Here is a 19699-nt window from a genome sequence, read left to right as displayed (position 1 = left end):
GCCGTACAGGCAACACCTCTCAAACCAACCCACTGTAATATTCACCAAACCTATTTAAAACCTTATACCATCCAATCTGCACTCTCTATTTTCACAATAGATAAAAAACCTATTCACGCATAAATTATATTCCAGCAAATATATTATTCGTAAAAATAATATATTGTCATGAAAACATGATTTCCCACTTTATTACCACGATGATTATTATTCATTTGATGTCCGTCACATTTGTTTTCATTCGTTCTTCGCTAACATACTGTGCATTCAACACCTTGAAATAAAAGCCCTTGCCATGTCCGTAAAAAGCATCACCCCTACAGACTTAAAAACCATTCTGCATTCAAAGCGTGCCAATATTTATTACCTGGAAAAATGTCGCATTCAGGTGAATGGTGGCCGTGTTGAATATGTTACCCAGGAAGGAAAAGAGTCGTTTTACTGGAATATTCCTATCGCTAATACTACGGCGGTAATGCTGGGAATGGGAACCTCCGTTACACAAATGGCAATGCGGGAATTTGCGCGGGCAGGGGTGATGGTCGGTTTTTGTGGAACCGATGGCACGCCACTTTATTCTGCGAACGAGGTGGATATTGACGTCTCCTGGCTCAGCCCGCAAAGCGAATATCGTCCGACGGCATATTTACAAAACTGGGTCTCATTCTGGTTTGATGAAGAAAAACGCCTACAGGCGGCAAAGCAGTTTCAGTTTATTCGCTTACAGCAAATCGAAACGCAGTGGGCGGGAGCGCGGATGCAGCGAGAAACTGCTTTTCAGCCTGATAAGGGCACGCTGGAAGCTATTCTGGAACGTGCCAGACAGGGCATGGAAAACGCGCAGGATCATACCTCGCTGATGCTCAAGGAAGCGCAGCTCACAAAATCACTCTATAAACTGGCCAGCCAGACCGTGGGCTACGGCTGCTTTACTCGCGCCAAACGGGGTGGCGGGGCGGATATGGCGAACCGTTTTCTCGATCAGGGCAACTACCTGACCTACGGGCTGGCGGCTGTCGCGGCCTGGGTGACGGGAATTCCGCATGGTCTGGCCGTTATGCACGGTAAAACCCGGCGCGGAGGACTGGTCTTTGATATTGCTGATTTAATCAAAGACGCTTTGATTATGCCGCAGGCATTTATCGCCGCAATGCAGGGGGAGGATAATCAGCAGTTTCGCCAGCGCTGCATCAACGCGTTTCAACAGGCTGATGCGCTGGATTTGATGATCGCCACCTTGCAGGAAACCTCGCACTTGCTGGCGGGCGTCGAAAAATGAATGTGCTGATTATCTCTCGATGTACCAAACGTGCGCGCGAGCAAAGCTGTCAGATTATCGATCAGTTTGCTGAGCGCACCGGAGACGCGGCGTGGCAGACGACGATAACCATGGAAGGCGTCACCACCCTGCGCAAGCTGCTGCGTAAAACGGCACGCCGCAACACCGCCGTAGCCTGCCACTGGTTGAAAAAAAACGGACAAACCGAGCTATTGTGGATTGTCGGGAATTTGCGACGTTTTAACGCGCAAGGGCGCGTGCCAACCAATCGCACGACCCTGCAAATTATCCGCAATGACAGCGAACATCGTTGGCAGAGTGCGGAAAGCATCGCCCTGCTGGCGGCGATCGCCGGGCTGTTTCATGATTTTGGTAAAGCGGGGATGTGCTTCCAGCAGACGCTTAAAGGAGAAAGCAAGCACATTTGCCAGCCCTATCGCCACGAGTGGATCTCGGTTCGTCTGTTTGAGGCCTTTGTGGGGGTGCAAACCGATGAGCAGTGGCTGGCATCGTTGACGCAGCTTAAAGCCGCTGACGAAAAGGCCATGCTCAACGCGCTGAAGATGGATACAGACAAGAACTGCAGCCTTTTGGGGAACCTCCCGCCTCTGGCGAAAGTGGTGGTATGGCTGATATTGTCGCATCACCGTTTACCGCAGTCGCACTCGACACGTCCGCAACTGATCTATTGCGAAGTGGGAAACGCGCGAACGTTTACGTAGCAACCTCCGCGAAATGGAAAAAATTATCCAGGAGGCGCTGAAATGAGCTCACTTATCCTGCTTCGCCGTGTCCGAGTCGAAAACGCCAACGCGATTGCCGGTCTGACCTGGGGGTTTCCTGCAATCACCCATTTTCTGGGATTTGCCCATGCGCTGTCGCGCAGGCTGACGGAAACGCACGGGCTGCGCATAGATGGCTGTGCCGTCGTGAGCCACGAACATCAGGTCCACGCACACACGTCCGGCCGTGATTATCAGTTTGCGCTGACCCGCAATCCCCTTACCCGAGAAGCGAATACGGCCTCCTTTAATGAAGAGGGGCGCATGCATATGACGGTTTCTCTCCTGCTGGAGTGTCAAGGGGAAATCCCTAACGGGGAATACGGGCAGCGTGACCTGGCCGAGTACCTTTCGCAGGTGTGCCCGACGCTCCGACTGGCGGGCGGCATAGTCGTTGATGTTGAGGCGTTTACCGTCATGGCGATGCCGTCCACCGATCGCGAAATGCGTCGGTTGCAGTGGCTGCTTATGCCCGGTTTTGCCTTACGCGATCGGAGCAGCTGGCTGGTTCAACATCATCAAACGCTGCTTGAAAACCATCCTGATGCAACATTGCTTGATGCCTGGCTTGATTTCGCCGCACTGAAAATCCAGGCGGAAATGCCGGAGGACGGCAACCTGCGCGAAGGCGAGCCGGCTGACTGGCACGTTGTTCCCAAACCCAATCCCGGTTATCTGGTGCCGTTAATGACGGGCTACCAGCGTATCTCTGAACTCTACGCCCCCGGCGTCGTGGAAAACGCGCGCGATGCAGAAACGCCCTTCGCGTTTACCGAAGCGGTGTATGGCGTGGGTGAGTGGTGCGGTCTGCATCGGATCCGGTCGCTTGACGAGATTTTCTGGCGCTATCGCACGACAGAAACAGGCTACTACTGTCAGGGCGCGGGCGCGCCGGTGACTTCTGAACCTCTTAATTAAAAAGGATTTATCTATGGCAAAGGCTCCAACTGCTGTTAAAACGGCATCCGTACTGGCATTTGAACGTAAACTGGCGACCTCGGATGCGGTGATGTATTCCGGAAGCTGGGAGGGAAAGGCCTGGCAACCGATTCGGATTCAGGAAAAAGCGGTGCGTGGCACTATCTCTAACCGTCTAAAAAACGCACTCACTAACGATCCGGCAAAACTGGATGCTGAGATCCAGAAAGCGAACCTGCAGCGTGTGGACGTGGCAGCGTTGCCTGCCGATGCAGACACCCTGAAAGTGAAATTTACCCTGCGCGTGCTGGGCAACTTGTCCATGCCTTCTGTGTGTAATGATCGCGCGTATCAGGATGAACTTCAGCAGGGTATCGACGGCTATATCAGTGAACACGGTTTTGCCGAACTGGCGCGCCGCTACGCAACCAACCTGGCAAACGGCCGTTTTTTATGGCGTAACCGCGTCGGTGCAGAGAAAATTAGCGTGAACGTGACGGGCAGTAACGCGTGGACGTTTGATGCATACAATTACGCGCTGCGAGATTTTTCTGCCAGTGACGAGAACCTGAACGCACTGGCACAGGAAATCGAAAAAGGGCTTAGCGGTGAAGGTTTTGTGCTGTTGAACGTCGAAGCGCAAGTGCTGCTCGGTGCCGGGCAGGAGATCTTCCCGTCGCAGGAACTGGTCCTGGACAGCAACAGTAGCAAGAGCCGCCTGTTGTATCAGGTTGACAGTGTTGCAGGCATGCACTCGCAAAAAATCGGTAATGCGATTCGGACTATCGATACCTGGCATCCAAAAGTGGATGAACTCGGTGCTATCGCCGTTGAACCGTATGGCTCTGTCACCAGCCGTGGTGTGGCCTGCCGCCAGCCGAAAGAGAAAATGGACTTCTACACCTTGCTGGATAACTGGGTGACGAAAGGCCAAAAGCCTGACGTTGAACAGCAGCATTACGTGATGGCCGTCCTGATCCGCGGCGGTGTCTTCGGTGAGAAGGGCGAGTAAGGAGGGGTTATGGATCACTATCTTGAGATCCGCGTCCTGCCCGACCCGGAGTTCAACGAGGAAATGCTGATGGCGGCGCTGATGGCTAAACTGCATCGTGCGTTGGGCCTGCGGGGGCAGGGGGATATTGGTATCAGCTTCCCTGCGCACGGTATCAAGCCCGGCCCGGTGTTACGCCTGCACGGTACTCACCCGGCGTTAAGCGAACTCGAATCACTGGTGTGGCGAAAAGGATTGAGCGACTACTGCATGTCTTCGGACATCCAGCCCGTGCCTGTCGTCAAGCAGTGGCGCTGCGTGAGCCGCGTCCAGGTGAAAAGCAGTGCGCAGCGTCTGATGCGACGCTCGGTAAAAAAAGGATGGCTAACGGAGGAGGAGGCGCTACAGCGTCTTCAGACGATGCAGGAGGCGAGGACGGGTTTACCCTGGCTTAACTTGCGCAGTCTCTCTACAGGCCAGTCTTTTAAGCTCTTTATTCGCCATGGTGATGTGCTCTCTGTGCCTGTCTCCGGAATATTTACGACCTACGGACTCAGCGCGACGGCAACGGTTCCCTGGTTCTGAGAAGCTTAACCGCATCCGCGCTCAGGGTGCGGTTTTTTCAGCCAGGCGGGTATCAAAATTAAAGGGCAGTTGCTGAACTGAATTGAGCGCCGTGTGGAAGGACGGATGTAAGGGGTTAAGGATGGCATTGTTTTCATAAGGAATGATGCAGGAGGGTAAGATGAGTGCGAGGGCGCTGTTAGCCTGCAACCAACCGGTTCCCAGATCCATCGTTGATACGGGGGCCGGATTTTCCTGCCAGTCCTCGGGGAGCCACGCTTTATCCAGGTAATCAATCTGGTCATCCGGGATATCAATGCTGAAAAGCTGGTACTGATTCAGTACAGTATCTTTTCGAACGTGCACCAAAATCTCCAGTGAGGCCAGTGAAATGGAGGTGGACACATACACAGCTGGATGGCCTTTATGATTCCACCGCCCGCCATACTGGTTTGCACCACTTCCGCTCCACGCTTCGCTGGCATAGCGCCCTGTCACCAGACGATAAAAAATCATGCGAACACACCATGTTCGAGTCGACCAATCAAGTCGGTGACTTCCAGTGCACCGGTTTCGGTCGCGATCAGGTCGACAGGGGCAACATTCCCTAGCCCGCGCACCGGTGCCTGCAGCCAGTTCCATGCCTCTTCTTTACTGCCAAAATAGTCGACAGCAGCATCCAGCACCCGAACGAAACGGGCCACGCGTTCGCTTTCATCCGGCGTCAGCGTCCGTCCCGCGCTTTTGCGCCGGGCCACGTTACGTTCATTAATTCCGGTGACGCGCAAAATGTCCGCTTTCGACATCGCCGTCCACTCATGGATATTGTCGAGGACGCTGACGGGTAATCCCTGATTGAGAAATTCAATCAGCCGCATACCTCTGTTTGCAGGTAAACCGGCGTACCGCCAAAGCGCGTTATCAGCAGGTTTCTGCGCGGGGATCCATGTTCTCATGTTGCCTCCTAGGTGATGTCATTTGTCATGGTTAAGTATAGTCATTTGTCATAATGAATGGAATGGGTGTTTTTTATGCAGGGGGTATAAGAAGAAGGGTGTTCGACCCTAATTTTTAGTGCGTTTGTAAGGCATTGATATTAAATGGGTATTTTGAGGGGGTAAAAAAGAGGGTAAACGAAGGGTTTTTAGCTTTTTTTGTATGAAAATCATAATGGTGGGGGGATATTATTTGAGTTCACTGCCGTACAGGCAGCTTAGAAAAACGCAGCTCTGCGCGCTCAAGTCCATCGCGGGTTCACTGCCGTACAGGCAGCTTAGAAAACGAACTGCGCCCGGATCTGCACCCGACACCAGTTCACTGCCGTACAGGCAGCTTAGAAAGCTGCTCTCCATGTCTTTTGCGCGCCGCATGAGTTCACTGCCGTACAGGCAGCTTAGAAAATTATGGCGAGAAAATCTCTGAATATTCGGTAGTTCACTGCCGTACAGGCAGCTTAGAAAGTTATTTGTGACGCCATTTTACTGGCCGCCGGGTGCACTGCCGTACAGGCAGCTTAGAAAAGTCTGCGATTTGTTTGAGTAACGCCACGTCAGTGCACTGCCGTACAGGCAGCTTAGAAATGAATTAGCTGTTCTTTACTGAACCCCTGCTTGTGCACTGCCGTACAGGCAGCTTAGAAAATTAGGTACTGCCAGTGCTCAGTCTGCTATGGGTGCACTGCCGTACAGGCAGCTTAGAAAAGCGACCGTAGAGATTGAGGGAAACCCTCCCGGTGCACTGCCGTACAGGCAGCTTAGAAACTGGCGATTAGCTGATATAGATAAATTCAACTGTGCACTGCCGTACAGGCAGCTTAGAAAATAATTATGCAGTAACCCCCTTAGTGCGCATAGTGCACTGCCGTACAGGCAGCTTAGAAACGCTGAACTTCGCGTTCTGTTTTCACCAGTCCGTGCACTGCCGTACAGGCAGCTTAGAAAAAGCGGATTTTGAGGCTACCGGAAAAATCTATGTGCACTGCCGTACAGGCAGCTTAGAAAGCCGCCGCACCGATATTACGAACAGCATGGAAGTGCACTGCCGTACAGGCAGCTTAGAAAATCATCCCGGGTCAGCTCGTCACCAGCCGGTAGTGCACTGCCGTACAGGCAGCTTAGAAATTAAATGCGCAGAAGTCACCGAAGTTGTTCAGCTCCACTGCCGTACACGCAGCTTAGCAAAATAGAAAATAAGGTCTCCCCCTCCTTACTTTCTACACTGTCGAGCAGACAGCCCCGCAGCTGAAACGAACCGCCAAATAATTGTTCAAATAATCGACTGCGCCACAAAAAAATAAGGCCGGGAAAATCCCGGCCTTATTTAATATTCATCTGCCATTACAGGCGAAAACAATTAGCGACTACGGAAGACAATGCGGCCTTTGCTCAGGTCGTACGGGGTCAGTTCAACAGTCACTTTGTCGCCCGTTAAAATGCGGATATAGTTTTTGCGCATTTTACCGGAGATGTGCGCAGTTACCACGTGACCGTTTTCCAGCTCTACGCGAAACATGGTGTTAGGCAACGTATCAAGTACGGTACCCTGCATTTCAATATTGTCTTCTTTGGCCATCTAATCCTCTGGGGTATCACTACCAAGTTTTGAACCGGCAAGATAATGCCGAAATTCATCAATTAAGTAAAGAATTGCGCGTTTAAAACGCAGCAAAACAGTTTCGGCGCATTGCCCAAGCGTCACGGTATAACCGAACGGAAAGCGCATTCGTAAAGGGGATACAACAGGATAAACGTCAGGACGTTATCTGAAGCGAAGGTCCCAAACGGCGGCGGGGCAACAGGCAGAAGCTACTCTGCGGCATAATTATAACACCCTCACAAAAAATATGCGGAAAACATTTAGGCATTGGGCATAAAGAGCGTTCTCGGTATCCAGAAGTCGCGCGGGAGCTTCTGCTGGCGGCTGGCATCCAGATGTTCGATGTACTGGCGTCGCGGGATCTCAACGGCGCCGAGGGAGGCCGTATGCTCATTGAGGACCTGACAATCGATCAGGTTTCCGCCGCGTTGCGCGAATTCCTGGCAGAAAATGAGCAGCGCGGTTTTCGAGGCGTTCACCGCGCGAGAGAACATCGACTCGCCGCAAAACAGCGTCCCTTGCGCCACGCCGTACATGCCGCCGACGAGTATGCCGTCTTCCCATACTTCGATGGAGTGAGCGTAGCCAAGCTCATGAAGCTGGTGGTAGGCGGTAATAATATCGCGGGTTATCCACGTCCCTTCATGGCGGTCTTGCGCACAGCCTTCAATGACCTGACCAAACGCGTGATTGAGGGTGACGCGATACGGGGATTTGACATGGAAACGCTTCATGCTGCGGCTGAGGTGAAACTGCGCTGGCCACAGCACGGCGCGCGGATCGGGCGACCACCATAAAATCGGGTCGCCGGGAGAAAACCACGGGAAGATGCCGCGCTGGTAAGCCATCAAGAGCCGTGCAGGGCTGAGGTCCCCACCCAGGGCCAGCAGCCCATTGGGCTCACGTAGCGCTCCCTCCGGCGACGGGAACGCAATGTTATGACGAGAAAGCTGGACCAGGCGCATGACAGCAAAACTCCAGTACGCGAGTGAGGACGCTACAAATATAGTCTACAGACGCTGTTTAAACTGGTAGTAGCGACCCTGTTTCGTCAACAGCTCTGCGTGACTACCTTGCTCAATAATGTGTCCGTTGTCCATCACAATTATCCGATCAAAACTTGCCAGTCCACGCAGGCGGTGTGTGACCATCAGAACGGTTTTCCCTGCCATCACATTCGCCAGTAAATCAAGGATTTGACTCTCAGTCGTCGCATCCAGTCCTTCAGTCGGTTCGTCGAGCAGCATCAGCGGTGCATCATGCAGCAGCGCACGCGCAATCGCCAGACGGCGCAGTTCTCCACCGGAGAGCTGACGACCACCTTCACCGAGCCAGCTGTTCAGCCCGTCGTCCTCAAGCAGTTTTTGCAGCCCAACCTGTTCCAGCGTGGCGCGAAGCGCGTCGTCCGAAGCCTCCGGCGCGGCCAGTAACAGGTTATCGCGCAGGGTGGCGCTAAACAGATGCACACGCTGTGGAACGACGCTGACGGTCTTACGTAGCGCCTGCTCGCTGAAATCTGTCAGCAACGTATTATTGAAGCGAATCTGGCCGCGCTGCGGATCCCAGGCGCGGGTCAACAACTGTAGCAGCGTCGATTTACCGCAGCCGGTGCGGCCAAGGATCGCAATCCGCTGCCCCGCATCAACTGACAGAGTGATACCTTCCAGCGCATTCTGCGCCTGTTTGTCATAGGCGAAGGTCACGTCATCAAGCGTCAGCGTCACCTGCTCAGGCACCGCGGTCTGCGCTGCGCTGAACGTTACCTCAGGCTCCTGCTCGGCAATCTGGGTGATGCGCAGGGCAGAGGCGATCACATGACCAAGATGCTGGAAAGCGCCCGTTACCGGTGCCAGCGCTTCAAAAGCGGCCAGTGCGCAGAAAACGAAGAGGGCAATAAGCGGACCTGGCTGAGGATTACCGCCAACTCCGCCGGAAGCCAGCCACAGCATGGCAATCACCGCCACGCCGCCGATCAACATCATCAGCGCCTGAGAGAAGGCCGTCAGTTCCGACTGACGGCGCTGGGCTTCGTGCCAGTTCAGCTCCGTACTTTCCATCCGGGCGCGATAGCGCTTGCTGGCGCCAAAAATGGTCAGCTCTGCCTGCCCCTGAAGCCAGGAGGTCAGCTGCTGGCGGTAATCGCCGCGCAGACGCGTCAGGTTTTCCCCCGTGGATTTTCCGGCGCGGTAAAACAGCGGCGGCAGAATAATGAGCGTTAACAGCATGATCCCGCCGAGCGTTAGCGCAACGGGAACATCCAGAACAGCCAGCCCCAGCGTGACCACCACAATCACCACAAACGCGCCCACGATCGGGGAGATCACGCGCAGGTAAAGGTGGTCCAGCGTATCGACATCCGCAACGACACGGTTCAGTAATTCACCCTGACGAAAACGCGCCAGCCCGGCAGGGGAGAGGGGCAGCAGTTTGCTGAAGGTGTAGATACGCAGATGCTGCAGGACGCGGAACGTGGCGTCGTGGCTGACTAAACGCTCGAAATAGCGTCCGGCCGTGCGGGTAATGGCTGTACCGCGAACACCTGCCGCCGGAAGCATATAGTTGAAGCTGTATAATCCGGCAAACCCCGCCACGGCCGAGGCCGACAGGAACCAGCCGGAAAGCGTGAGCAGGCCGATACTGGCGAGCAGCGTCACAATGGCCAGCACAATCCCCAGCGTCAGCATCCATTTATGGCGTTTATAGAGCGCAAGATAAGGCAGCAGAGCACGCATTAGATGTCCTCCTGACGGTTTGCCAGCAGGGCGGCAAACGGCCCCTGCGCGGCAATGAGTGAGGCGTAATCGCCTTGTTCAACAATACGTCCGTTTTCCATCACCCAGATCTCGTCCCAGTCAGCAATTCCTTCCAGCTGATGGGTAACCATCAGCGTGGTTTGTTGCAAGGAGGCGGCGTTCAGCGCCGCCATGACGCGCTGCTCACTGTGTGCGTCCAGACTGGCTGCGGGTTCATCCAGCAGCATCAGCTGGCACGGGTTAAGCAGTGCGCGGGCGACGGCCACGCGCTGCGCCTGTCCAACCGACAGCCCGGCAGACTGGTCGCCAACCACGGTATCTATACCTTGCGGGAGCATCGGCAGAAACTCGCTGACCCAGGCGCGGTCGAGTACCGATTGCAGTTCATCTTCACGCGCATCCGGGCGCGCCAGCAGAACGTTTTCACGCAGCGTAGAGGCAGGCAGTTGCGGGTTTTGCCCCACCCAACTGAGCTGTTGACGCCAGGCGTCAGGATCGAGATGACGCAGTTCGGTTTTGTTGATCCGCAGTGAACCGGTGTAGGCCATAAAACCGGATAACGCATTCAGCAGAGAACTTTTCCCGGAACCGCTGGTGCCAACCAGCACCACGCGCTTTCCGGCCGGCAGGGTGAAGTTCAGCGGGCCTGCCAGCACTTTCCCTTCCGGCGAGAGGATGCAGAAATCGCTCGCGTCGAGGGTTACCGGCTCTTTGCTGTTCAGCGTCACGTCACCCCGATCTGGATGCGCCAGCGGCGTCTCCAGGAATGTTTTCAGGCTATCGGCTGCGCCAACTGCCTGCGCTTTGGCGTGATAGAACGTCCCCAGGTCGCGAAGCGGCTGGAAAAATTCCGGGGCCAGGATCAGCGCCAGGAAACCGGCGGAAAGGGTCACTGCCGTGCCGTAATGACCGAAATCCAGCGCGCCCAGATAGGAGAAGCCAAAGTAGACCGCCACGAGGGCAATAGACAGCGAGGTAAAGAACTCCAGTACGCCGGACGACAGGAATGCCAGGCGTAACACCTCCATGGTGCGCTGACGGAAGTCCTGCGATGCCCGACGAATGTTTTCGGTTTCCGCTTCACCACGACCAAAAATGCGCAATGTTTCCATGCCGCGAAGACGGTCCAGGAAATGGCCGCTTAAGCGCCCCAATGCCAGGAAGTTACGGCGGTTGGCATCCGCAGCACCCATTCCGACCAGCGCCATAAAGAGGGGAATCAGCGGCGCGGTGCCCATCAGGATCAGCGCAGCCATCCAGTTCACCGGGAAGATGGCGATCACAATCAGCAGCGGAACGAAGACGGCGAGCGCCATTTGTGGCAGATAGCGTGCGTAGTAGTCGTGCATATCGTCAATCTGTTCAAGGATCAACGTCGCCCAGCTTCCGGCCGGTTTACCCTGGATCCACGCGGGTCCGGCTTCCTGCAGACGATCGAGCACCTGACGGCGGATCTCGTAGCGGATATGCTGTCCGGCATGGAAACCGACGCGCTCGCGCAGCCACACCACCCATGCGCGCAGGATAAAAATCAGGACCAGGACGATAAAAGGCATCAGGAGCGCTTCGCGCGGAATGTTCTCCATGATCATGTGGTTAAGAATGCGGGCCAGCAGCCATGCCTGGGCAACAATCAACAGACCACTGACAAACCCCAGAACACGGGAGATCGTAAGCCAGCGGCGGGAAATAACGCTTTGCTGTTTCAGCCAGCGTGTTAACTCTTGTTGACGGGTTTTTTCCATTGCGTATTTTGCAGGTGACGTTATAAGAAATTAGACATCTGCATGTTACACGCGAGCAAAAATAAAGGCGACCTGTGGCCGCCTTTATTTACGTTTGTTACTGACTTGTAAAGATTATTTACCTTGTTCAGCCAGTCCATCAAGATAGCGTTCTGCGTCCAGCGCGGCCATACAGCCGGTGCCCGCAGAGGTGATCGCCTGACGGTAAATATGGTCCATCACGTCACCAGCAGCGAACACGCCAGGGACGCTGGTTTGAGTTGCATTACCGTGAATACCAGACTGCACCTTGATGTAGCCGTTTTCCAGTTCCAGCTGACCTTCGAAGATGGCGGTATTCGGGCTGTGACCGATTGCCACAAACAGGCCAGCCACGTCCAGCGTTTCGACGTTATCGGTGTTCTGGGTGTCACGAATGCGCAGTCCGCCAACGCCCATCTGATCGCCCGTTACTTCTTCCAGGGTGCGATTGGTGTGCAGCACGATGTTGCCGCTCGCCACTTTATCCATCAGACGTTTGATCAGGATCTTCTCGGCGCGGAAAGTGTCACGACGGTGGATCAGGTGCACTTCAGAGGCGATGTTTGCCAGGTAGAGCGCTTCTTCCACGGCGGTGTTGCCGCCGCCGATAACCGCGACTTTCTGATTGCGATAGAAGAAACCGTCGCAGGTTGCGCAGGCAGAGACGCCGCGGCCTTTAAACGCTTCTTCAGACGGCAGGCCGAGGTAGCGGGCAGAGGCGCCGGTGGCAATAATCAGCGCGTCACAGGTGTACTCGCCGCTGTCACCCGTCAGGCGGAACGGACGGTTCTGAAGATCGACCTTGTTGATATGGTCGAACAGGATTTCAGTTTCGAATTTCGCGGCATGCTCGTGCATGCGCTCCATCAGCAGCGGCCCGGTCAGGTCGTTCGGGTCGCCTGGCCAGTTTTCCACTTCTGTGGTGGTGGTCAGCTGACCGCCTTTTTCCATACCGGTGATCAGTACCGGTTGCAGGTTAGCGCGTGCAGCATAGACCGCCGCGGTATATCCCGCAGGTCCGGAACCAAGGATTAGCAACTTACTGTGTTTGGTCGTGCCCATGAGATCCCCATTGTTGTTGGCAGGCAATGGGCTGGATTGTAGGGAATTTGTTGCCGTAAAAAAAGAGCACTGGAGTTTTGCTTTCGATATATGCAATAGCCACGCCCGATGGATCTGGCGCAGTGTTATCACGTCTGCTGCTGAAAATCGCGCGTTTATAAGGCAGTAAAATGAGGATTAATACCCCTCCGTAATGAATATCCGGCATCTTGTACTAAAAATCGATGTTTTGCTTTGACAATCCCCTGCGCTTTTGCGAAAACATTCAAGGAAGAAAAAAAACCGCGTTAACCGTATGCCGCATAGGCATGCACGTAAATGCCATTTTTACCGTGTCAGTGAAATCTACGCATGGCGTGGACAGACGCCATACGTGATGTCGGTGACGGCCTTCGGGCAACGGTCTTCTTACCAATAGAACCCGAATCCGCATCGCGTCAAATACATAACCAGGCGATGTGATGACTAACGGGTACAGGCTCTGAACAGTGATGTGCACAGGGTCCAGGCAGGAGTAGGGAAGGAATACAGAGAGACAATAATAATGGTAGATAGCAAGAAGCGCCCTGGCAAAGATCTCGACCGTATCGATCGTAACATTCTTAATGAATTGCAAAAGGATGGGCGTATTTCCAACGTCGAGCTTTCAAAACGTGTGGGTCTTTCCCCGACGCCGTGCCTTGAGCGTGTGCGCCGACTGGAAAGACAGGGTTTTATTCAGGGCTATACGGCTCTGCTGAACCCGCATTATCTGGATGCCTCACTTCTGGTATTTGTTGAGATTACTCTGAATCGTGGTGCACCGGATGTGTTTGAGCAATTTAACGCCGCTGTACAAAAACTTGAAGAAATTCAAGAGTGTCACCTGGTGTCCGGTGATTTCGACTACCTGTTGAAAACCCGTGTGCCTGATATGTCCGCCTACCGTAAGCTGCTGGGGGAAACCCTGCTGCGTCTGCCAGGCGTGAACGACACCCGTACTTATGTGGTGATGGAAGAGGTCAAACAGAGCAATCGTCTGGTTATTAAGACGCGCTAACACGGAACAGGTGCAAAATCAGCGTAGTTTGATTACACTCCTGTTAATCCATACAGCAACAGTGCCGGGGAGTCCCGGCGCTGTTGTCCGTTTTAGCAAACAGGCAGGATATGCCTGATACCTGGAGAGCCTTTCTTGAGCCAGGAATACACTGAAGACAAAGAAGTCACACTATCGAAGCTAAGCAGCGGACGTCGTCTCCTCGAGGCTTTGCTGATTGTTATTGCCCTTTTTGCCGTCTGGCTGATGGCAGCCTTACTCAGTTTCAACCCTTCCGATCCCAGCTGGTCACAAACCGCATGGCATGAACCTATCCATAATTTAGGTGGTGTACCCGGTGCCTGGCTTGCGGACACGCTCTTTTTCATATTCGGTGTGATGGCCTACACCATTCCCGTCATTATCATCGGCGGATGCTGGTTTGCATGGCGTCATCGTCAGAACGATGATTACATCGACTATTTTGCGGTTTCCCTGCGCCTGATTGGCGCGCTGGCACTGATCCTCACCTCCTGCGGGCTGGCGGCGATTAACGCCGATGACATCTGGTACTTTGCCTCCGGCGGGGTCATTGGTAGCCTGCTCAGTTCTGCGTTACAGCCCATGCTGCACAGCAGCGGTGGCACGCTGGCGCTGCTGTGCATCTGGGCGGCAGGATTGACGCTGTTTACCGGCTGGTCATGGGTGAGCATTGCCGAAAAAATCGGCAGCTTTATTCTCACGCTCCTGACGTTCGCCAGCAACCGGACCCGCCGCGACGATACGTGGGTCGATGATGACGACTATGAAGAAGAGTACGAAGAGGAAGACGAGGCCCCGGTACAGCGTCGTGAATCTCGTCGTGCCCGTATTCTGCGCGGTGCCCTGGCGCGTCGCCAGCGCGTCGCGGAAAAATTTGCCAACCCGCTTGGACGCAAAACGGATGCCGCGCTCTTCTCCGGTAAACGTATGGATGAAGACGAGCAGGTTGAGTACCGTGCCGCGGGTGCCGCTGTCGATCCTGATGATGTGCTGTTCTCCGGCAGCCGTGCTACCCCGGGTGAATTTGACGAATACGATCCGCTGCTGAACGGCCATACGGTCACCGCACCGGTTGCGGCAGCCGCAGCCGCCACGACGGCCGCGCAGGCGTATGCCGCGCCTGTCGAAGCCGTGATGCCATCCGCGCCGGTTCCACCACCAGAATCCGTTATTCAGCAGCCACACGTTGCGTGGCAGACCGCGCCCGGTGTCCATACGCCGGAGCCCGTCATCGCGCCTGAACCTGAAAGCTATATTCCTGTGCAGCAGGAGCCGTGGCAGCAGCCTTACCAGCCGCCGCAACCTGAGTATGAACCGCAGCACTATGAGCAGCCTGTGGCCCAGCCGTATCAGGAATATGTGCCTGAACCGGTTGAACTTGCGGAGCCATATGCAGAGCCTCAGCCTGAACCTGAGGTGATGGAAGAGGTGAAACCGTCTCGTCCGCCAATGTACTATTTTGAAGAAGTTGAAGAACGCCGCGCCCGTGAACGCGAGCAGCTGGCGGCCTGGTATCAGCCTGTGCCTGAACCCGCGCAGGAGCCCGTTACGAAGGCACCTTCAGTTTCGGTTCCGCCGGTCGACGCGACGCCTGCGGTTGTACCTGTCGCCGAAAGCGTGAAGCAGGCCACCGTGGCCGCTGCTGCTGCCGCACCTGTCTTCAGCCTGGCTACGGGTGGCGCACCGCGTCCTCAGGTGAAAGAGGGGATTGGTCCACAGTTGCCACGCCCTAACCGCGTTCGCGTTCCTACCCGTCGTGAACTTGCCTCTTACGGCATCAAGCTGCCATCCCAGCGTATGGCCGAAGAAAAAGCACGTGAGTCGGACTACGAAGATGACGCAGATGACATGCAGCAGGACGAACTGGCTCGCCAGTTCGCGGCACAGCAGAATCAACGCTACGGTGAAGAATACCAGCACGATGAGCCCGCTCTGGACGATGAAGATGAAGCTGCAGAGGCAGAGTTAGCGCGTCAGTTCGCGGCAACGCAACAGCAGCGCTACTCCGGGGAACAGCCAACGGGTGCCAACCCGTTCTCATTGTCTGATTTCGAGTTCTCACCAATGAAAGACCTGGTGGATGATGGTCCGAGTGAGCCTTTATTTACCCCGAGCGTGATGCCTGAAGCTGAACCTGTGCGTCAGCAGCCTGCCCCGCAGGCCTATGCGCAGCCGCAACAACCGGTTCAGCAGCCGTATGCTCAACCGCAGCAGCCACAACACCAGCCGCCGCAGTTCCAGCAGCCAGCGCCACAGCCGCAGGAGAGCCTGATTCACCCGCTGCTGATGCGCAACGGTGACAGCCGTCCGCTGCAGCGTCCAAGCACGCCGCTGCCTTCACTGGATCTGCTGACGCCACCCCCTGCTGAAGTCGAGCCGGTTGATACTTTTGCTCTGGAGCAGATGGCCCGTCTGGTGGAAGCCCGTCTGGCTGACTTCCGAATTAAGGCGGATGTGGTGAACTACTCCCCGGGTCCGGTCATCACCCGTTTCGAACTGAACCTGGCGCCGGGCGTAAAAGCCGCGCGTATTTCTAACCTGTCTCGTGACCTGGCGCGTTCTCTGTCGACCGTGGCTGTGCGTGTGGTGGAAGTGATTCCGGGTAAACCGTACGTGGGTCTTGAACTGCCGAACAAAAAACGTCAGACCGTCTACCTGCGTGAAGTGCTGGACAACACCAAGTTCCGTGATAACCCATCCCCACTGACCGTCGTGCTGGGTAAAGATATCGCCGGCGATCCGGTGGTGGCAGACCTCGCGAAAATGCCTCACCTGCTGGTGGCCGGTACGACAGGTTCCGGTAAGTCCGTCGGGGTGAACGCCATGATCCTCAGCATGCTCTACAAAGCGCAGCCGGAAGATGTGCGTTTCATCATGATCGACCCGAAAATGCTCGAACTGTCCGTCTACGAAGGTATCCCGCATCTGCTGACGGAAGTGGTCACCGACATGAAAGACGCTGCCAACGCCCTGCGCTGGAGCGTCAACGAGATGGAACGCCGCTACAAGTTGATGTCTGCATTGGGCGTGCGTAACCTGGCCGGTTATAACGAGAAAATCGCTCAGGCGATGCGCATGGGACGTCCGATTCCGGATCCTTACTGGAAGCCGGGCGATAGCATGGATGCCCAGCATCCGGTGCTGGAAAAACTGCCTTACATCGTTGTGCTGGTGGATGAGTTCGCTGACCTGATGATGACCGTCGGTAAGAAGGTGGAAGAGTTGATTGCTCGTCTAGCGCAGAAAGCGCGTGCGGCCGGTATTCACCTTGTGCTGGCCACCCAGCGTCCTTCGGTGGACGTTATTACGGGTCTTATCAAAGCGAACATTCCGACGCGTATCGCCTTTACCGTATCAAGTAAAATTGACTCCCGTACCATTCTTGACCAGGGCGGCGCAGAGTCGCTGCTGGGTATGGGGGACATGCTCTATTCCGGCCCGAACTCCACCTCTCCGGTGCGTGTCCACGGTGCGTTCGTCCGCGATGAAGAAGTTCACGCCGTCGTGCAGGACTGGAAAGCACGCGGTCGCCCACAATATGTGGACGGTATTACCAGCGATACGGAAAGCGAAGGCGGCGGCGGTGGCTTTGACGGCGGCGAAGAGCTGGATCCGTTATTCGATCAGGCGGTTAATTTCGTCACCGAAAAACGTAAAGCCTCGATCTCTGGCGTCCAGCGTCAGTTCCGCATTGGCTATAACCGCGCGGCGCGTATCATCGAACAGATGGAAGCCCAGGGCATCGTGAGCGAGCAGGGGCATAACGGTAACCGCGAGGTGCTGGCGCCGCCGCCGTTTGATTAACCTTCAGCGATTGCAAAGAAGGGTAAATCAGCCAAAATTAAGCATTTTCTTCTGTCGCCTGCCTTCGGGCAGGTCCAGAATAGATGACGGAAACCCCATTTCGGGAAGACGTATTTTAAGGAATAACAATGAAAAAAATCGCCATCGCCTGTGCATTACTCACCAGTTTTGTTGCCAGCAGCGTCTGGGCTGATGCGGCCAGCGACCTTAAAAGCCGACTGGATAAAGTGAGCAGCTTCCACGCCAGCTTCACGCAGAAAGTGACTGACGGCAGCGGCAACGCGGTGCAGGAAGGTCAGGGAGATTTGTGGGTAAAACGCCCGAATCTGTTTAACTGGCACATGACTCAGCCGGATGAGAGCATCCTGGTCTCTGACGGTAAAACACTGTGGTTCTTCAACCCGTTCGTTGAGCAGGCCACGGCAACCTGGTTGAAAGATGCCACCAGCAATACGCCCTTTATGCTGATTGCCCGCAACCAGGCCAGCGACTGGCAGCAGTACAATATTAAGCAGAACGGTGATGAGTTTGTCCTGACGCCGAAAGGCAGCAACGGCAACCTGAAGCAGTTCACCATCAACGTCAGCACCAACGGGACCATCAATCAGTTCGGCGCGGTTGAGCAGGACGATCAGCGCAGCAGCTACCAGCTCAAGTCTCAGCAGAACGGCGCCGTGGATGCATCGAAATTCACCTTTACCCCGCCGCAGGGCGTAACGGTGGACGACCAACGCAATAAGTAAGAGGCATGAGTGAGCAATCTGTCGCTCGATTTTTCAGATAATGCGTTTCAACCTCTGGCCGCTCGTATGCGGCCAGAAAATTTAGCGCAGTACATCGGCCAGCAGCACCTGCTGGCTGCGGGGAAACCCTTGCCGCGGGCCATTGAGGCCGGGCATTTGCACTCCATGATCCTCTGGGGACCACCCGGGACCGGCAAAACGACCCTCGCTGAAGTGATTGCCCGCTATGCCAACGCTGACGTCGAACGTATCTCGGCGGTCACGTCCGGCGTAAAGGAGATCCGTGAGGCAATCGAGCGCGCGCGCCAGAACCGTAATGCCGGGCGCCGCACCATCCTCTTTGTCGACGAAGTTCACCGCTTCAACAAGAGCCAGCAGGATGCTTTTCTGCCGCATATCGAAGACGGCACAATTTTCTTCATCGGCGCGACCACCGAAAACCCCTCGTTTGAACTGAATTCGGCGCTGCTCTCTCGCGCCCGCGTTTACCTGCTCAAATCCCTGACCGCCGAGGATATCGAAAAGGTTCTGACCCAGGCGATGGACGATAAAGCACGCGGCTACGGCGGGCAGGATATCGTTCTGCCTGACGAAACGCGCAGGGCGATTGCGGAGCTGGTTAATGGCGATGCGCGCCGCGCGCTGAACACCCTGGAAATGATGGCCGATATGGCCGAAGTGGATGATGCCGGAAAGCGGGTGCTGAAGCCGGAACTCCTGACCGAAATTGCCGGTGAGCGCAGCGCGCGTTTTGATAATAAAGGCGATCGTTTCTACGACCTGATCTCGGCGTTGCATAAGTCCGTCCGCGGCAGCGCCCCGGATGCGGCGCTTTACTGGTACGCGCGCATAATCACCGCGGGTGGCGATCCGCTGTACGTGGCGCGCCGCTGTCTGGCGATTGCCTCAGAAGATGTCGGCAATGCTGACCCGCGCGCCATGCAGGTTGCCCTTTCTGCCTGGGACTGCTTTACCCGCGTGGGCCCGGCAGAAGGCGAGCGTGCGATTGCGCAGGCGATTGTCTATCTGGCCTGCGCGCCGAAAAGCAATGCTGTATATACCGCGTTTAAGGCCGCGATGTCGGACGCACGTGAACGCCCGGATTACGATGTGCCGGTTCATCTGCGCAACGCGCCAACCAAACTGATGAAGGAGATGGGCTACGGGCAGGAGTATCGCTATGCGCATGACGAGCCCAACGCCTATGCCGCCGGGGAGGAGTATTTCCCGCAGGAAATGGCACAAACCCGCTATTACCACCCTACAAACAGAGGTCTTGAGGGCAAGATTGGTGAAAAGCTCACCTGGCTCGCCGGGCAGGATCAAAATAGCCCTATAAAACGCTACCGTTAGTTCGATCGTTGCGGTAATGTTGGCATAGT

Annotated in this window: 15 protein-coding genes, 1 pseudogene and 1 CRISPR repeat array; of the genes and pseudogenes, 9 read left to right on the top strand and 7 right to left on the bottom strand. The window is 55.4% G+C overall.

Annotated elements, in window-relative coordinates; translation table 11 throughout:
* Positions 1-295: 295 nt before the first annotated feature.
* The 5 genes and pseudogenes from cas1f (at position 296) to cas6f (ending at position 4555) form a co-directional block, all read left to right on the top strand.
* On the top strand, positions 296-1279 hold the full coding sequence (cas1f, locus tag O1723_RS14185) for a type I-F CRISPR-associated endonuclease Cas1f (RefSeq protein WP_023337010.1): 984 nt from the start codon (positions 296-298) through the stop codon (positions 1277-1279).
* Positions 1276-1959 (top strand): annotated as a pseudogene (locus tag O1723_RS14180) (type I-F CRISPR-associated helicase Cas3f); the annotation flags it as partial. The gene cas1f and the pseudogene O1723_RS14180, both read left to right, overlap by 4 nt.
* An 84-nt stretch (positions 1960-2043) precedes the next feature.
* Positions 2044-2979, top strand: a complete 936-nt coding sequence (gene csy2, locus O1723_RS14175) for a type I-F CRISPR-associated protein Csy2 (protein WP_023337013.1) — start codon at positions 2044-2046, stop codon at positions 2977-2979.
* 13 nt (positions 2980-2992) lie between these two features.
* Positions 2993-3991: a type I-F CRISPR-associated protein Csy3 gene (gene csy3 / locus O1723_RS14170; RefSeq protein ID WP_023337014.1), complete on the top strand. Its 999-nt coding sequence runs from the start codon at positions 2993-2995 to the stop codon at positions 3989-3991.
* Between the two features lie 9 nt (positions 3992-4000).
* Positions 4001-4555 (top strand): type I-F CRISPR-associated endoribonuclease Cas6/Csy4, encoded by a 555-nt coding sequence (cas6f, locus tag O1723_RS14165; protein ID WP_023337015.1) that lies wholly within the window; start codon positions 4001-4003, stop codon positions 4553-4555.
* A 21-nt stretch (positions 4556-4576) separates the two neighbouring features.
* Here cas6f and O1723_RS14160 read toward each other — a convergent pair whose 3' ends face one another.
* The 7 genes from O1723_RS14160 to trxB form a co-directional block, all read right to left on the bottom strand.
* Complete coding sequence (locus O1723_RS14160; protein WP_023337016.1) at positions 4577-5050, bottom strand: RES family NAD+ phosphorylase; 474 nt, start codon at positions 5048-5050, stop codon at positions 4577-4579.
* Complete coding sequence (gene parS, locus O1723_RS14155) at positions 5047-5490, bottom strand: type II RES/Xre toxin-antitoxin system antitoxin (protein ID WP_023337017.1); 444 nt, start codon at positions 5488-5490, stop codon at positions 5047-5049. The genes O1723_RS14160 and parS overlap by 4 nt, the downstream gene beginning before the upstream one ends.
* A 236-nt stretch (positions 5491-5726) precedes the next feature.
* Positions 5727-6714: a CRISPR direct-repeat array (repeat unit 28 nt; unit sequence GTGCACTGCCGTACAGGCAGCTTAGAAA).
* A gap of 172 nt (positions 6715-6886) precedes the next feature.
* The gene (infA, locus tag O1723_RS14150; RefSeq protein ID WP_002211347.1) at positions 6887-7105 is read right to left on the bottom strand and encodes a translation initiation factor IF-1; all 219 of its coding nucleotides are present in this window, start codon (positions 7103-7105) and stop codon (positions 6887-6889) included.
* Positions 7106-7389: 284 nt separating this feature from the next.
* A complete protein-coding gene (aat, locus tag O1723_RS14145) occupies positions 7390-8094 on the bottom strand; it encodes a leucyl/phenylalanyl-tRNA--protein transferase (protein ID WP_023337019.1) in 705 nt (234 codons plus the stop codon).
* A 45-nt stretch (positions 8095-8139) separates the two neighbouring features.
* A complete protein-coding gene (gene cydC / locus O1723_RS14140; protein WP_014883200.1) occupies positions 8140-9861 on the bottom strand; it encodes a heme ABC transporter ATP-binding protein/permease CydC in 1722 nt (573 codons plus the stop codon).
* Positions 9861-11627, bottom strand: a complete 1767-nt coding sequence (gene cydD / locus O1723_RS14135; RefSeq protein WP_014883201.1) for a heme ABC transporter permease/ATP-binding protein CydD — start codon at positions 11625-11627, stop codon at positions 9861-9863. The genes cydC and cydD overlap by 1 nt, the downstream gene beginning before the upstream one ends.
* A 114-nt stretch (positions 11628-11741) precedes the next feature.
* The gene (trxB, locus tag O1723_RS14130; protein ID WP_014883202.1) at positions 11742-12710 is read right to left on the bottom strand and encodes a thioredoxin-disulfide reductase; all 969 of its coding nucleotides are present in this window, start codon (positions 12708-12710) and stop codon (positions 11742-11744) included.
* Positions 12711-13254: 544 nt separating this feature from the next.
* Here trxB and lrp point away from each other — a divergent pair.
* From lrp to rarA, 4 genes are all read left to right on the top strand, one after another.
* A complete protein-coding gene (lrp, locus tag O1723_RS14125) occupies positions 13255-13749 on the top strand; it encodes a leucine-responsive transcriptional regulator Lrp (RefSeq protein WP_000228469.1) in 495 nt (164 codons plus the stop codon).
* 135 nt (positions 13750-13884) lie between these two features.
* Positions 13885-17574 (top strand): DNA translocase FtsK 4TM domain-containing protein, encoded by a 3690-nt coding sequence (locus O1723_RS14120; protein ID WP_014883203.1) that lies wholly within the window; start codon positions 13885-13887, stop codon positions 17572-17574.
* A 128-nt stretch (positions 17575-17702) separates the two neighbouring features.
* Positions 17703-18317, top strand: a complete 615-nt coding sequence (lolA, locus tag O1723_RS14115; protein ID WP_014883204.1) for an outer membrane lipoprotein periplasmic chaperone LolA — start codon at positions 17703-17705, stop codon at positions 18315-18317.
* 9 nt (positions 18318-18326) lie between these two features.
* On the top strand, positions 18327-19670 hold the full coding sequence (rarA, locus tag O1723_RS14110) for a replication-associated recombination protein RarA (RefSeq protein WP_014883205.1): 1344 nt from the start codon (positions 18327-18329) through the stop codon (positions 19668-19670).
* Positions 19671-19699: the final 29 nt, after the last annotated feature.

This window comes from Enterobacter cloacae complex sp. HYC080_NIDB (assembly GCF_056673325.1).
This window is presented reverse-complemented; position numbering and strand designations above follow the sequence as displayed.